The organism is Anaerolineales bacterium, assembly GCA_030583885.1.
GTDB lineage: Bacteria > Chloroflexota > Anaerolineae > Anaerolineales > Villigracilaceae > Villigracilis.
Genome location: CP129480.1, coordinates 820,654 through 835,315 on the forward strand (window position 1 = coordinate 820,654; position 14,662 = coordinate 835,315).

Here is a 14,662-nt window from a genome sequence, read left to right on the forward strand (position 1 = left end):
CCTAGCCTTTTCCCTTCAACTCCTCGCGGACCAGGAGGCTCAACACCACACTGACCAGGCTGATGACCAGGCTGCCCAACAGCGCAGACCAGAAACCGTCCACCATGAAGGCCAGGCCGAACGACTGGCCGACGGCGCTGGTCAGCATCAGCATGAAGGTGTTGACGATGATGCTGAACAGTCCCAGCGTCAGGATGATGAGCGGGCAGGTGAGCAGTTTGAGCAGGGGGCGCACCAGCGCATTCAGCAGGCCGAAGATGAGCGCGACCCACAGGATGCCCGACCACTCCCCAAGGTAATCGATGCCCGGCACGATCCAGATCGCGGCATATAGTCCCGCCGCATTGATCGCCCAGCGAAGTAGAAATCTTGTCATGGTTACTCCTTTTCGCCCGCAATGAACGCGGGCAGTTTCTTTTGATACAGGTTATACGCAGGATGGGTGATTAAGTTGCCTTTCACCAGAGGGTGCGACGCACTTTGTTATAACGGCGCCTGCATCCAGATCAAGGTGCGGGCGGGTTTGAAGCCCGCGGCCTGGATGGCGCCGTCGAACAGGCCGGCGGGGAAATCCATCGAGACGGCTGGATAGAGATGATACAGGTCGCGGCGCGCGCGGATGAGCAGCGCTGTCAACGCTTCGGGGTCGGACCCTTCGCCTGCTCCTGCAAAGAGACCTTCTTCGCCCCGCCCGTCGGGGATCCATGCAAGCGTGGCTTCGGGCTGGTCTTTTTTTACCGCCGCCCATTGACGGATGTTCATATCCACGAAGAACAGATAGAGCCAGTTCCACAGACCCGGCTTGAGGGAGTTGAAGTTCCAGTTGCGGTGCCAGCTCAAAGCCTCGGGGTAGAGGCGCGCAAGCCAGTGACGCTGGGTCTCCCAAAAGGCGGGATGCCGGCCGGTGACGGCGATGCCTGTATCCAATAATTCGGCCTGGGAGTCCGTGGAGGCTTTCCAGGTGGTGCGGCGGGCGCGTTCGACGAATCCGAGTTCACTGTAGAGGTGAATGGCGGAGGCGTTGTCGTCGCGGACGTGCAGCCAGATGGTATCCACCTTTTTTTCACGGGCGTGCCGCAGGGCGCGTTCGGTGAGCGCGCGCGCGATGCCCCTGCCGCGTTGTGAAGGGTGGACGGCGACGTTGGCGATCAGATAGAGCCGCTGGCCGCGCTGCCGGAAGGGGACGAGGCTGGCATTGCCGACGATGCGCCCTGCCTCCTCCCAGATGTAGCCGGTCAGCGGCAGGGAGGTGGTTTCGGCGGCGCGATTGGCCCACTTGATGAAGGAGTTGTCGCTGCCCGCGCGGCGCATGTCCTGCACGTAGCGCCGGCCTTCGCCGTCCATGCTGTCGGCAAAGCACAGTTCGATCAGGTCTGCCACGGCGGGCAGGTCCCTGAGGATGCTGAGCGGGCGCAGGTGCGGATGCGCCTGCGCGTCCTCCCGCGCGGGGATGGTGATGGATGCCATTACGGGGATTATAGCCCCGTTGCGTCGGTTTTTGGGGAGGGAGGTTGTATAATGTGCGGATAGTCTTCAGTGCTCACACAATAATTTGCGGTTGTCAAAGGTGCGGCACTCTTTACAATCTCGCTCCCAAACAGAATCCACGCCCGCCAGCAGGCTCGTTAGGCAGCAAGTTAAATGAAATGACTACTAGCGATTTCTCTGCTTTCTTTTCACCGCACACTGGGTCTGATCGCCAACTGAGCTTGGATGAAAAGATTGAGTTCTTTGTTCGTCGAACAGTACGCCTTCAGATTCAGCCGGCAATCGAAATGCAAAGCCGGGACATTCCAAATCGCGGCTTTGCCCAGTTACTTATTGTGCTAAGTGTTTTTGAGATGATCGGGAAATATCGCGCCGGGTTTGTTGGGGAGGGCGGCTCCGCAAAGTATTTTAAAGAAGGTCTCCGTTGGACTTTTCACGAAATTTCTGATGCTGAAGTCGCTTTGCTCAATACCTTTTACAAATCCGTACGTTGCGGGCTCTATCATGCTGGAATGACGAGACCCAATGTCTATCTGGTCTCTGGCAGTCCTGGCTCTCTTGGATTCGTAGCCTCCGCAAACATGCTCGCCATTGACCCGGATCTATTTGTTAATGATGTTCGTATCCGATTCGATGCGTACGCAAGTGAATTGCGCGATCCGAGAAATATCGAATTGCGGCTTGCATTTGAGCGTCGTTTTGATGATGATGATTCGAACGGAGTAAGCCCATGAGAGTGCTGCCCAACAAAGCGTCCCGAAAATCGTCGGGATAATGTAGCCCGTTTTCGCGGGGCGAACGGCCTGACGGGTGGGATTCTGCGCCACGCTTCGCTGTCCCCGCCCCTTGCATAACAGGTACAATATCATCCAAATCTTATTAATAAGGAGACAACGATGGCAAAAATACTGGTTCATGTAACAAATGGCCCCGAAAACCCTACTCTTGCGGCTTTAGCATTTTTGGTCGCTAAAAGTGCAATTGAGGAGGGACATTCTGTTTCACTCTTTCTCGCAGGCGACGCAGTTCAATTAATCCGCGACGCTGTTCTTGATAACCTGGCGGGACTTGGCACAGGCAAATTGCGCGAACATTATGACGCCATCGTTGCAGGCGGTGGGAAATTCCATATATCAGGCATGTCCAGCAAAGGGCGCGGCGTAACAGATTCGGATTTGAGCGGCAAACCCGCAGAGTTTGCCATGCCGAATGTTCTCATTCGCTTGTCGTTGGACCATGACCGCATGTTTACATATTAGGAGGAAATCATGTCATCAAATTTAGAGTCGCAAATTAAGTCCGCCGAACAGGAATGGATGGGGCATTATAAAAAAGGACCAACTCGTTTACGTTGGACAGAGATGCCACCTCAAGTTGGCGATACCGCCCCCGATTTTGAAATGCTCGACTCGTCAGGCGCGTCCGTTCGTTTAAGTGATTTCTGGCGTGAACAACCTGCGCTGATATTATTCTGGCGTCAATTTGGTTGCGGCTGTGGCATGGATCGCGCTCAACGCCTGCAGAATGAGTATACCGATTATGTTTCAGCAGGCGCAAAAATAGTTGTTATTGGCCAAGGCGAGCCGGAACGCGCCGCCTTATACGCCCAAAAGTACGGCGTGCCTTGTCCTGTTTTGTGTGACCCCGAAGAACGTGCCTATCGAAAATATGGGTGTTTGGAAGGCAAGCCATCCCAGATATTTTTTGACGCGCCGGAAGAATTCCTGCTTTGCGATTATGAGGCAGGCGTTAAGTTGGCGCAAACGCGCAGGGAGGCAGGTCGTCCAATCGTGGACAATCCTTGGTTAATGCCAAGTGAGTTTGTTGTAGATCGTAGCGGGATTATTCGTCTTATCTATCGTTGGCAATATTGCGAAGACTTTCCCAATCCTTTGGTGCATATCGCCGCCATCAAAGAGGCCATTGCGAAAAACGGGAAAGCCTAAAGACAAGGAGCGGGCTACCAAAGCGTCCCGGACGAGCACCACGGTGCGAGACGGCAGGATAATGTACTCCGTCTCGCTTTGCTTACAGAGCGCATGGCTGGGTGGCTTCGCAATCCCCTGTGGGGATGATATTGCGCACCGTTGGGCGGTACCTCCCATGGGATCCCCGCATATATAATGCCCACGGTCACAAATTGCGCTTTCCCGCTTGTAAAACGCTGCAATTTGTGACCGCACTGGGTATAACGGCAAGGTTGAGGAGATAAACATGAACCAACAACTGAGGGCAAAACTGGATCGGTCATTCAAACTGACCCGCGATCTTGTCATCCATCTGGATGAGACATCCCTGAACCTGGATTTGCCAAACCTGCCGTCCAATCGTATTGCGGGTCAATTGTGGTGCATCGTCGGCGCTCGTGAAAGTTATACCAAGGCGATCAAGGCGGGTGGCTGGCAGGGATTCTCGTGCAGTCTCACAACGCCGCGCGTGAAGCAGTCTGTGCTTGCCGCTCTGGAAGAGTCGCATAAACAAATGAACGAAATCGACTTCATGGAGTTGAGCGACCCGCAGATCGGACTTGCATTCGACCTGCTTGAACATGAAGTCCAGCACCACGGGCAGCTCATCCGCTTTGTCTATGGAAACGGGCTTACTTTCCCGGATAGTTGGAATAAGCGATATACAGTGTAGATGATGAAAATTGCAGGTCAATCCATTTATTGAGCAGCCGATGACAAACAACGTGATCACCAGTATCGACCAAATCTCCGTGCAGTGGCTGACGTCGGTGTTGACCAAAAGAGGCGCACTGACAGATGGCGTGGTGGAGTCGTTCGAGTTGGGCACGGGGCAGGGGAATTGGTCCACGAGCGCCAATCTGCTTGTGAAATATTCCGTTGATGCGAAGGGACAACTTCCCGAGCGGTTGTTCCTGAAAATGGTCGATACCGACACGGGCGACGGCGAATTTTTTACCGATTCGGAAGTTAACTTTTACACCCGTGATTACGTGGATGTGGAGAACGCTCCGCTTTTGCGATGGTACGATGCGGAATATTCAGCGGAACTCAATCGGTATCACATCCTTTTGGAGGATGTTTCAGACACCCACATCAAGGCGGGGGATAAAGAGCCGACGCTTGAATATGGGCTGGCTCTCGCAGAAGGACTGGCGATCCTGCATGCCCGCTGGTGGGGCGCACAGCGGCTGGCGGAAGCGGGCGCGCCTGTCCATGATGCGGCGCATATTCAGAATTTTGTGGACATTGCTGAGCCGGGGGTCGAGCATATCTGGAATCGATTCTCCGATGAGTTGAATCCGCATTGGCATGATTTGATGCGCGAACTTTTCGCCAAACATCCGCAAGCCATGATTCGACGCGCGCAAGATCTGAACGGCTTTACCATCTTCCACGGGGATGTCGGTGACGGCAATATTCTCGTCCCGCGTGAGGGGGATGGTCCCATCTATATCATTGACCGCCAGCCTTTTGACTGGGGTCTGACCACCTGGCTGGGAGTCTATGACCTGGCGTACGCCATCGTTTTGGATTGGGATATTGACATGCGCAGGCAGTGCGAAATCCCCATGCTGAAACGGTATCACGAAACTCTCGTCAAAAACGGCGTGCCCGACTACTCATGGGAGCAATTGTACGATGATTACAAGCTATGTGTGGGGATGTGCATTTATATTGCCACCGAATATTGTTGCGGCGGATGCGGAACAAGCGAGCGCTGGGTTTCGATCTGGCTGCCGATGATGCAAAGAGCGCTGACCGCCTGCGACGATCTGGATTGCGCTTCAATCTGGCGAAGATCATCCTCATGAATTGTCCCTTGTGCCTGGCGTCCGCTTCGATAACGGACGTGCGCGGCATGGATGCGCGCCGTTATCATCTGTGCGGTAACTGCCTGCTGATCTTTGCGGACCCGTCTCATCACCTGTCCCCGGCGGAGGAGAAGGCACGTTACGAAACCCACAATAACAGCATCGAAGATGGAGGCTACGTCCAGTTCTTGAACCGTGTCATCCAGCCGATGCTTCCCTATTTGCACAAGGACATGCGTGGACTGGACTATGGAAGTGGACCTGGCCCGGCCTTGTCCCGGCTTGTCAGGCGGCAGGGCATCGACTGCGAGGATTACGATCCCTTTTTCGGCGACCATCCGCTCCACCCGCCCTATGATTTCGTGTTTTCGACCGAGTGCTTCGAACACTTCAAGAATCCGCAGGCGGAGATCCAACGTGTCTGCGACTTGTTGAAGCCCGTCGGGTTATTGGGAATCATGACCGAGCGCTGGGCGACTCTCGAATCATTTGCAGACTGGTATTACACACAAGACCCGACGCATGTATCGTTTTATCATGCCAACACGTTCGACTTCCTGTGCCGCCGTTTCGGCTTGACGGTCCTGTGGCAGGACGGCAGCCGCGTGGTGATCTTTCAGCGCAGCCATATTGCAGATAATCCAGATGAATGAGGAGCCGTTCACATGAGTCCAGCCCGCATGTCAAAGATGGAATCGGCGATCCGCACCGTCCTTGAGTTCAACGAGGCCTTCAACCGCCACGATGTTGCAGGGATGATGCAGTTGATGAGCGGGGATTGTCTCTTCGAGAATACGGATCCCGCTCCTGATGGAACGGTCTATTCGGGGAAGGAAGCGGTTGGTCGGTTCTGGCAGGACTTCTTCCGCGGGTCGCCTCATGCGCGGATCGAGATCGAGGAGATCTTCGGCTTTGGCAATCGCTGCATCATGCGCTGGCGCTACACCTGGGTGGATGGACATGTCCGTGGCGTGGATGTGTTCAAGGTGGAGGCCGGCTTGATCTGCGAAAAATTGTCCTATGTGAAAGGGTAGATATGAAAACCATCGCATCCCTGTTCGATGAACAGCCCATGCAATGGAATTTGCGCGGTGATCCCCATCTTTGGCGGGAGATGCGCGAACATTTTGATGGAGTTCCGCTTCCCTCCTCACCCGATGAGTTGGTTGCCCTCATAGAATCAGCATTCCGCATCCTGACCGGTCACCCCATCTCCGAGGCGGAGCCGTTTTTCACCGAACGCTATAACACAGGCGGCATGTCCAGCGGCATGCTCCTTCCAAAGTTTTGGCGGGAGAAGATCATCCCGTTTCTGGTCGAACGCTCGCAAATCTAACACATCTCTTACGCCGCGTTGACAATCCGCCGATGCGGCTTTTGTTATAATGTTCCCATTGGCTGACCGTAGATCGTGGACCGTAGACAATGGTCCTCCGTCCGTCGTCCGCCAGCGGAGGAACCATCCCATGATGCGATTTGACAGATTTACCGAGAGAGCCCAGGAAGCCGCCCAGCGCGCCGCGGAGATCATCCAGCGCTACGGCCACAATCAAATAGATACCGAACACATCCTGCTGGCGCTGATCGAACAGCCCGGCGGTGTGATTCCCCAGATCCTTGAGAAATTGAGCGTCAGCGCCGAAGCGTTGACCGAACGACTCGATGCGACTCTGCGTGCCAGCCCGAAGGCCAACATCTTCGGCGGCGGCGCGGGACAGATCTTCATCACGCCTCGCGTCAAGCGGATCATTGATCTGGCAAACGAGGAAGCCAACCGCCTGAAAGATGAGTACATTTCAACGGAACATATTTTTCTGGCGATCCTCACCGAACGCAACACCCCCGCCGCGCGCATCTTGGAATCGGCCGGGCTGACGCGTGACCGCGTCTACGACGCCATTCAAGACCTGCGCGGCGGGCAGCGTGTAACCGACCCGCAGGCCGAGACGAAATACCGCACCCTCGAAAAATACTCGCGTGACCTCACCCAGCTTGCGCGCGAAGGCAAACTGGACCCTGTCATCGGACGGGACAAGGAGATTCTGCGTCTCATTCAAATCCTTTCCCGCCGCACGAAGAACAACCCGGTCTTGATCGGCGAGGCCGGTGTGGGCAAGACCGCCATTGCTGAAGGTCTCGCGCAGAAGATCGCCACCAACGATATTCCCGAGATCCTTTCAGGCAAGCGCGTGGTTGCGTTGGACCTGGGGGCGATGATCGCAGGCTCCCGTTTCCGCGGCGAGTTTGAAGAACGCCTCAAAGCGGTCATGGACGAAGTCCAGCGCGCGAAAGGCGATGTCATTCTGATGATCGATGAGTTGCACACGGTTGTCGGAGCAGGAGCAGCCCAGGGCGCGATGGATGCGAGCAACATGCTCAAGCCTGCGCTGGCGCGCGGCGAACTGCAATGCATCGGCGCGACCACGCTGGACGAGTTCCACAAACACATCGAAAAAGATGCCGCGCTTGAGCGCCGCTTCGCCCCCATCTTTGTGGACGAGCCGAGCGTGGACGATACCATCAAAATGCTGCAGGGCTTGCGTGATCGTTACGAAGCACACCACAAGGTCCATTTTTCGGATGAGGCGCTTGTTGCCGCCGCCCGTCTTGCAGACCGCTACGTGACCGACCGTCACCTGCCGGATAAAGCCATTGACCTGATGGATGAAGCCGCTGCGAAATTGCGCGTGGCGCTCTACTCCATGCCGCCGGACCTCAAGGCGATGAAAACGGATATTGACAAGATGCACGCGGAGGAGGAACAGGCCGGTTTGGAACGCGATTACGAACGCGCCGCCCAGAAGAAGGCCGAACGCCTGCGTCTCGAACAGGAATACACTGCCAAACGTGATATCTGGGAGGCGGAGCATCAGCTTGATGAAGTGGTGGATGTGGATGACATCGCATCCGTCGTCCATCAGTGGACGGGCATCCCCCTGACGCAGATGATGGAGACCGAATCGGAAAAACTGCTGCACATGGAGGCTCGCCTGCACGAGCGCATCATCGGGCAGGAAGAAGCCATCCATGCCATCTCGGATGCCATCCGCCGCGCGCGTTCCGGTCTCAAAGACCCGGGCCGCCCGATCGGTTCATTCATCTTCATCGGACCGTCCGGCGTCGGAAAGACCGAACTTGCCAAAGCGCTGGCCTGGTTCATGTTCGATGATGAAGATGCGCTTGTACGCATCGACATGTCCGAGTATCGCGAACAGCACACGGTCTCGCGTCTCTTCGGCGCGCCTCCGGGATATGTCGGTTATGAGGAAGGCGGCCAACTTACCGAGGCTGTACGCAGGCGTCCCTATCGCGTGCTGTTATTTGACGAGATCGAGAAAGCCCATCCCGAGGTCTGGAATGCACTGCTGCAAATTCTGGATGACGGGCGCATGACAGATGGTCAGGGCAACGTGGTGGACTTCCGCAACACGGTTCTGATCATGACCTCGAACCTGGGGACTGAATACGTGAAGAAGGGCGGCACGTTGGGCTTCCTGCCGCACAAATCAGGGGATGAGGATCGCGAGGCGCACAGCAAGATCGAGAAGGCGCTCAAGGATGCATTTCGTCCCGAGTTCATCAACCGCATTGACGAGATCATCATGTTCTCGCCGCTCTCCATCGCACAGATGGAGGAGATCGTGGTGCTTCAAATGAAGGAAGTACAGGACCGCTTGAACGAGCATGACATCAGCGTGCAACTGACCGATGCCGCCCGTGCCTGGCTTGCCAAGGAAGGCTACGACCCGGCCTTCGGCGCGCGCCCATTGCGCAGAGCCATTCAGAAGTACGTCGAAAGTCCGCTTTCGGTGGAATTGCTCAGCGGCAAGTACAAAGACGGCGTAACCGTGGTCGTGGATGTGGATGAAAAGGAAAACAAGATCGTCTTCCAGACAGCCACGACTTCCGCAAGGAAGACCAGACAAAAAGTGGATGCGTAACCCAAAGCGGCGCGGAACTTTCAAGTTCCGCGCCGCTTTTATCGTCTGAATTTCCTACTCCGCTTTTCACGGATGCGCGGTATCATGGGGCAATCTTTTAATGCCAGAGGAAACCATGACAGAAAATAAATCAAGCATGACTGCAATAGGGATCGGGATCGCGGCACTGGTATGCTGTATCTGTGTGCTGGTGGCGGGGATGGCTGGCTATGCCTATTACGCGTTTCAGCAGACGTCCGAATTCACAGATTTTCCTGTTTTTACAGACGGGGGCACGCCCACGGCTGAGCCTGAGATCACCCGCCCGCCTGTGGATTCGGTCTCCAACGAAACCCTGCAGACATTGCAGAACACCATTGTCCCGTCGAACGACCCAAGGGAACTGGCCTGCCGCCTGAAAGGATTATGTGACATCCCCGAGGTGATGGCAACCTCCGCCGCTCCGCGCTCCGTGGGAGATACGAAGCCCTTCTGGGTGCATAACCTGGATACGAACGTGAACAACGAAGTTCAAGCCACCCTGCGGTATATCACTCCGCATGTTTATTTCTGGGTGCAGGACGGGGTTCAATATAACGAAAACGAAATGAAGGCGCTGGTGGATGAATTCGAGAACAAGATCTACCCCACCAACCGCGAATTCTTCGGCAGTGAATGGTCGCCCGGCATCGACGGCGATGAGCATATTTACATCCTGTATGCCCGCGGGTTGGGTTTCTCGATCGCGGGATACTTCTCTTCAGCGGACTCTGTCCACCCGCTGATCCAGGAGTATTCGAACGGCCATGAGATGTTCCTTTTCAATGCGGACAATACCGCGCTGGGCGACAACTTTACGTACGGCGTCCTGGCACACGAATTCCAACATATGATCCATTGGAATTTGGACGCCAATGAAACTTCGTGGTTGAATGAAGGGTCTTCTGAACTTGCCGCGTTTCTGAACGGATATGACCCCGGCGGCTTCGACTGGCTGTACATCAATGATCCGGACCTGCAATTGAACGACTGGCCCAACGATCAAAATGCAACCACGCCGCATTACGGTGCGGGCTTCCTGTTCATGAACTATTTCCTCAACCGCTTCGGAGAAGATGCGACAAAAGCGCTCGTACGGGACCCTGCCAATGGGTTGGAGAGTGTGGACGATGTTCTGCGTGAGAGCGCCGCCACTGATCCGCTCACGGGAGAACCCATCACTGCCGATGATTTCTTCATGGATTGGGTGGTGACCAACTTCGTACTCGATAGATCCGTGGGTGACGGACGCTATATTTATGATAATTATCCCGGCGCACATCGTGCCTCGGCCACTGAAAGCATCTATGCCTGCCCGCAGGCGCCCCTTGCGCGCACCGTCCATCAATACGGTGCGGATTATATTGGCATCGAATGCGCGGGCGAGTACACCCTTTCATTCACAGGGTCCACCATTACCAAATTATTGCCCGCCGACCCGTACTCCGGTGAGTATGCATTCTGGTCGAACAAGGGCGATGAATCGAACATGACCCTGACGCGCGAGTTCGATTTTACGAATGTCAGTGCTCCCATTGAGTTGTCATACCGCACCTGGTACGATATTGAAACCGATTGGGATTACCTTTATTTGGAAGTCTCCGAAGACGGCGAGACCTGGGAGATCATCACCACGCCATCCGGCACCGGCACGAACCCTTCCGGCAATTCCTATGGCTGGGGGTACACCGGCGCCACAAATGGCTGGATCGAAGAGAAGATAGACCTTTCAAGTTATGCCGGTAAAAACATCTTCATCCGCTTTGAATACATCACCGATGCCGCCGTCAATGGCGAGGGCTTTTTGCTGGATGATGTCCAGGTGCAGGCGGCAGGCTACAGCTCGGATTTTGAAGCGGATGAGGGAGGCTGGCAGGCGCAGGGATTCGTGCGCGTCCAGAACGTTCTTCCGCAGACCTTCGGGCTGGCTCTCATCCTGACAGCTGATTCAAGCGTCACCATGGTCCCGCTCGACGAAGACCAGACCGCCGAGATCTCGCTTTCGTTGACATCCGGTGAAAAGGCGTATCTGGCCGTCTCCGGCACGACCCGCTTCACGCGTGAACTCGCATCCTATCAGGTCGAGATTCGATAAAGGCAGTGGAATGTCCCGCAGTGTTTTGCGGGACATTTTCTAATTATTTTCATGCTGTTTTTTCCTTCATGACGTATAATCCCATCATCATAGAATGACAGCATCCAAAAAACCCGCAGGTGAACGAAGGACGATCGCCGTACTTGGCGCACAGTTGTCCCGTATTTGGGGCGCCGAATTCATGGCGGGTGTGCTTGATTCCGCCAAAACCCATGATGTGAATGCGGTTTTTTTTGTGGGTGGTAAGCCGGTGGAACTTGCCGCGCCTGCACAAGGGGGACGTTCCTATGGATTGTATGACTTGATCACGCCGGGTAAATTTGACGGGGTGCTGCTTTCTGCAGACCTTGCCCACGGAACGTCACTTGGCGATATCAAAACATTTTGCAGTATCTTTGCGCCTGTGCCGATTGCATCCTTTGCAATTCCAGTGGAGGGCGTAACTTCGTTCATTTCGGATAATGAGGGCGGCATGCGCGCGGTGATCCGTCATTTGATCGAGGCCCATGGATACAAACAAATTGCGTTCCTGCGCGGGATTCGCGGTCAATTGGAGGCGGACCTGCGCTTTAATGCATATAAGCAGGAATTGAAGGCACATAACATCCGCTTTGATGAGAACCTTGTGGTGGAAGGTGAGTTCACCCCGGAAAGTGGACGTGCCGCAATCCGCACCCTGCTGGATGAACGCGGAATCCGCGTGCAGGCCATAGCTTCGTCCAATGATCGCATGGCTTTCGGCGTGATGGAGGCTCTGCAGCAGCGCGGCATCCATGTGCCGGATGACATTGCCCTGACCGGCTTTGACGATGTGGCCGAGTCGCAATCCATGGGCGTGCCGTTGACGACGGTGCATCAGTCCTTTTATGAAGCCGGAAAATTAACCTTTGATGCGCTGTTGAAACGCATGAATGGGGAGCATGTGGAGGATGTCAACATCCTGCCGGTGAATTTGGTCGTGCGCTGGTCCTGCGGATGTTTGCCGGAGAGCATCCAGAAAGCGATCGTGCTTACAAAGGAGGTGGCGCATACCAGCCGGCTGGAGAACAAACGCGATGCCGCCATCCGCGCGTTATTCGGGGCGGCCGGCATCCAGGAGGGCGCTCCTGCAAGGGCGCAGTATATTGATGTATTCGGCCGCACGTGGGATGTCTTCCTGGCAAGCCTGCGCGAGACGGATAAAAGCGACGCATTCCTGAAGATGGTGCAGACGATGGTGGAGGTGCTGCAAGGGAATGGATATGATTTCACCACCTGGGATAACGTCATCTCCACGTTCAGGAAATATGCGCTTGGCGGCATTACGGACCATGCCGTCATGCTGCGGGCTGAGAATCTTTTCCAGCAGGCGCGCATGCTGGTCGGGGAATTGTCCCAACGGGCGCAGGCATACCGCCGTCTGCAATTTGAGCAGAAGGAGGAAGCCCTGAGCAGCTTCAGTTTTTCCATGGCGCCCGCCATGACCCTGGAGGGCATTGGCGCTGCGATCTCAAGGCATTTCCCATTGATGGGGCTGGAACGCTGGTATGTCATGTTCTACAGCGACCTCAGCGCGCCCGGCTCGATCTCCTCCCCGCCGCCTGAAAACTACCGCTTGTTATTGCAATACGACCAGAACAAATTCCAGATCCCGCGGGAGAAATCCACGCTTGCCACGGGACGATTGGTGCCGCGTGGGAAGACTCCGCAGGATCATCGGTACGATGCCGTGGTCATGCCGCTGGCTTTGGCAAGCAACCGCTTCGGCTTCATGTGGGTGGAGATGGGACCCGCCGATTGGGATATCTATGTCCGCTTGAAGAACCTGCTCTCCAGTGCGCTCCTGCGCACCATGCTCGTGCAGCAGCGCGAACAGGCTCAAAAGGAGGTGGAACGTCTCTTGAAAGAGGCGCGTGAACGGGCTGTGGAACTTGCCCGCGCGCGGGATGTGGCGGAAAAAGCCGCAGCACAAAACGCAAAGTTGTTTGAGTTCGAGCAGGACCGGCGGCGCGGCGCGGAGGCGCTGGCGCGTTCCTCGCGTCAATTATCGTCGTTGACCACCATCGAGAAACTCCCCCAGCAGATCCTCGAGCAGTTGCTGCAGGTCCTGCCTTATGAGCGCGGTATTTTGTTCATGGAGGATGTCAACGGCACGCCGCATATCCGTGCACATCGCGGGATGCCGGCGGATGCGCCGGTTGAAGAATTCCAGCTACAGATCCAGGGCGCAGATTTTTATGAGACCGTTGCGGGCCGGGGGGAGACTCTGCTCATCGGCGACGTGAATGCGGCGGAAGGCTGGGCGCAGCCCAATTGGCTTCCGGGTGACCGTTCCTGGCTGGGCGTGCCCTTGTATGCAAAGGATAATGTGGTCGGCCTGCTCGTGTTGAGCCGCGCGAAACAATCCTTCAGCGAGGATGACGGACTGATGGTGACCACCTTTGCCATGCAGGCAACCGTTGCGCTGGAGAATGCGCGTTTGTATGACGAGGTGACCGGCATGAACCAGGTGATGGAGCGCATTGTCACTGAGCGTGTGAAGGAATTGAACATCGCCTATGCCACGCTTGCAGAACATGACAAGAACAAATCCGCATTCATCCAGGTCGCCGCGCATGAGCTGCGCACCCCGCTGACCGTGATCAAAGGGTATCTCGGTATGCTGCGCGCGGATGAGGTCATTCAAAACAACCCGGCGATCTCGCAAGCTATCGAAGGGGTGCTGCAGGGCACGAACCGTTTGCACCAGATCGTGAACAGCATGCTGGACGTTGCCCGGCTCGACAGCCAGGTTGTCAGCCCGCAGGTGGAGGCGGTAAATCTGGGGCTGATCCTGCGGCTGATCCACAAGGATTATGTGGACGACCTCGCGGCTCGCAGCCTGACCTTTACACTGGATGAGGCCATCAAGGAGATCCCCCCGCTGTTGGCGGACACGGAACTGCTGAAGAAGGCGCTCGACCACGTCATTGTCAATGCCATCAAATTCACGCCGGATGGCGGCTCGATCACCATCTCCGCCGTTGTTGTGGAGGATGAACATGGGGGGAAAATGGCGGAGATCCGCGTACAGGACAGCGGCATCGGCATTGACCCCGAGCATCATACGATAATTTTTGAGAAGTTATATCAATTGGGCAAGGTGGAACTGCACTCCTCCAGCCGCACCAATTACAAGGGCGGCGGCGCAGGGCTTGGCCTGGCAATCGCATCCGGGATCGTAAAGGCACTAAAGGGCAGGATCTGGGTGGAGAGCGCTGGACATGATGAAGAGAATTTTACGGGAAGCACCTTTTTTATCCGCCTGCCGCTGGTGAAGTAATTAAGTTGCCGTCATTTCCCGTTCCCAATACGGTTTGA

Annotated in this window: 13 protein-coding genes; 11 read left to right on the forward strand and 2 right to left on the reverse strand. The window is 55.7% G+C overall.

Going from position 1 to position 14,662, the window contains the following annotated elements; genetic code table 11:
* Nucleotide 1: 1 nt before the first annotated feature.
* Together QY332_04205 and QY332_04210 are read right to left on the reverse strand one after the other, a co-directional pair.
* Nucleotides 2-376 carry a phage holin family protein gene (locus tag QY332_04205; protein ID WKZ37127.1) on the reverse strand — a complete coding sequence of 125 codons (375 nt, stop codon included), beginning with the start codon at nucleotides 374-376 and terminating at the stop codon, nucleotides 2-4.
* A 107-nt stretch (nucleotides 377-483) separates the two neighbouring features.
* A complete protein-coding gene (locus QY332_04210) occupies nucleotides 484-1,467 on the reverse strand; it encodes a GNAT family N-acetyltransferase (protein ID WKZ37128.1) in 984 nt (327 codons plus the stop codon).
* A gap of 179 nt (nucleotides 1,468-1,646) precedes the next feature.
* Between QY332_04210 and QY332_04215 the strand changes: the two genes are divergently transcribed.
* The 11 genes from QY332_04215 to QY332_04265 all read left to right on the forward strand — a co-directional run bounded on the left by QY332_04215 (nucleotide 1,647) and on the right by QY332_04265 (nucleotide 14,624).
* Entirely contained in the window at nucleotides 1,647-2,222 is a 576-nt protein-coding gene (locus QY332_04215) for a hypothetical protein (protein ID WKZ37129.1), read from the forward strand.
* Between the two features lie 162 nt (nucleotides 2,223-2,384).
* Nucleotides 2,385-2,747 (forward strand): DsrE family protein, encoded by a 363-nt coding sequence (locus QY332_04220; protein WKZ37130.1) that lies wholly within the window; start codon nucleotides 2,385-2,387, stop codon nucleotides 2,745-2,747.
* Between the two features lie 9 nt (nucleotides 2,748-2,756).
* Nucleotides 2,757-3,434, forward strand: a complete 678-nt coding sequence (locus QY332_04225; GenBank protein WKZ37131.1) for a peroxiredoxin-like family protein — start codon at nucleotides 2,757-2,759, stop codon at nucleotides 3,432-3,434.
* 268 nt (nucleotides 3,435-3,702) lie between these two features.
* A complete protein-coding gene (locus tag QY332_04230; protein WKZ37132.1) occupies nucleotides 3,703-4,128 on the forward strand; it encodes a hypothetical protein in 426 nt (141 codons plus the stop codon).
* 40 nt (nucleotides 4,129-4,168) lie between these two features.
* A complete protein-coding gene (locus QY332_04235; GenBank protein ID WKZ37133.1) occupies nucleotides 4,169-5,269 on the forward strand; it encodes a hypothetical protein in 1,101 nt (366 codons plus the stop codon).
* Nucleotides 5,266-5,922 carry a class I SAM-dependent methyltransferase gene (locus QY332_04240; GenBank protein ID WKZ37134.1) on the forward strand — a complete coding sequence of 219 codons (657 nt, stop codon included), beginning with the start codon at nucleotides 5,266-5,268 and terminating at the stop codon, nucleotides 5,920-5,922. Before QY332_04235 ends, QY332_04240 begins: the two co-directional genes overlap by 4 nt.
* Nucleotides 5,923-5,934: 12 nt before the next feature.
* Entirely contained in the window at nucleotides 5,935-6,303 is a 369-nt protein-coding gene (locus QY332_04245) for a nuclear transport factor 2 family protein (protein ID WKZ37135.1), read from the forward strand.
* A 2-nt stretch (nucleotides 6,304-6,305) separates the two neighbouring features.
* Complete coding sequence (locus QY332_04250) at nucleotides 6,306-6,605, forward strand: hypothetical protein (protein WKZ37136.1); 300 nt, start codon at nucleotides 6,306-6,308, stop codon at nucleotides 6,603-6,605.
* A 130-nt stretch (nucleotides 6,606-6,735) separates the two neighbouring features.
* Nucleotides 6,736-9,210: an AAA family ATPase gene (locus tag QY332_04255; protein ID WKZ37137.1), complete on the forward strand. Its 2,475-nt coding sequence runs from the start codon at nucleotides 6,736-6,738 to the stop codon at nucleotides 9,208-9,210.
* 115 nt (nucleotides 9,211-9,325) lie between these two features.
* Nucleotides 9,326-11,323, forward strand: a complete 1,998-nt coding sequence (locus QY332_04260) for an immune inhibitor A (protein WKZ37138.1) — start codon at nucleotides 9,326-9,328, stop codon at nucleotides 11,321-11,323.
* Nucleotides 11,324-11,417: 94 nt separating this feature from the next.
* Nucleotides 11,418-14,624: a substrate-binding domain-containing protein gene (locus QY332_04265; protein ID WKZ37139.1), complete on the forward strand. Its 3,207-nt coding sequence runs from the start codon at nucleotides 11,418-11,420 to the stop codon at nucleotides 14,622-14,624.
* Nucleotides 14,625-14,662 lie beyond the last annotated feature (38 nt).

What these genes read in the sequence shown, in the direction of transcription:
- QY332_04245 (WKZ37135.1), top strand. Translation starts at nt 5,935, where the DNA reads ATGAGTCCAGCCCGCATGTCAAAGATGGAATCGGCGATCCGCACCGTC.
- QY332_04220 (WKZ37130.1), top strand. Translation starts at nt 2,385, where the DNA reads ATGGCAAAAATACTGGTTCATGTAACAAATGGCCCCGAAAACCCTACT.
- QY332_04240 (WKZ37134.1), top strand. Translation starts at nt 5,266, where the DNA reads ATGAATTGTCCCTTGTGCCTGGCGTCCGCTTCGATAACGGACGTGCGC.
- QY332_04205 (WKZ37127.1), bottom strand. Translation starts at nt 376, where the DNA reads ATGACAAGATTTCTACTTCGCTGGGCGATCAATGCGGCGGGACTATAT.
- QY332_04235 (WKZ37133.1), top strand. Translation starts at nt 4,169, where the DNA reads ATGACAAACAACGTGATCACCAGTATCGACCAAATCTCCGTGCAGTGG.
- QY332_04260 (WKZ37138.1), top strand. Translation starts at nt 9,326, where the DNA reads ATGACAGAAAATAAATCAAGCATGACTGCAATAGGGATCGGGATCGCG.
- QY332_04230 (WKZ37132.1), top strand. Translation starts at nt 3,703, where the DNA reads ATGAACCAACAACTGAGGGCAAAACTGGATCGGTCATTCAAACTGACC.
- QY332_04215 (WKZ37129.1), top strand. Translation starts at nt 1,647, where the DNA reads ATGACTACTAGCGATTTCTCTGCTTTCTTTTCACCGCACACTGGGTCT.
- QY332_04210 (WKZ37128.1), bottom strand. Translation starts at nt 1,467, where the DNA reads ATGGCATCCATCACCATCCCCGCGCGGGAGGACGCGCAGGCGCATCCG.
- QY332_04250 (WKZ37136.1), top strand. Translation starts at nt 6,306, where the DNA reads ATGAAAACCATCGCATCCCTGTTCGATGAACAGCCCATGCAATGGAAT.
- QY332_04225 (WKZ37131.1), top strand. Translation starts at nt 2,757, where the DNA reads ATGTCATCAAATTTAGAGTCGCAAATTAAGTCCGCCGAACAGGAATGG.
- QY332_04255 (WKZ37137.1), top strand. Translation starts at nt 6,736, where the DNA reads ATGATGCGATTTGACAGATTTACCGAGAGAGCCCAGGAAGCCGCCCAG.
- QY332_04265 (WKZ37139.1), top strand. Translation starts at nt 11,418, where the DNA reads ATGACAGCATCCAAAAAACCCGCAGGTGAACGAAGGACGATCGCCGTA.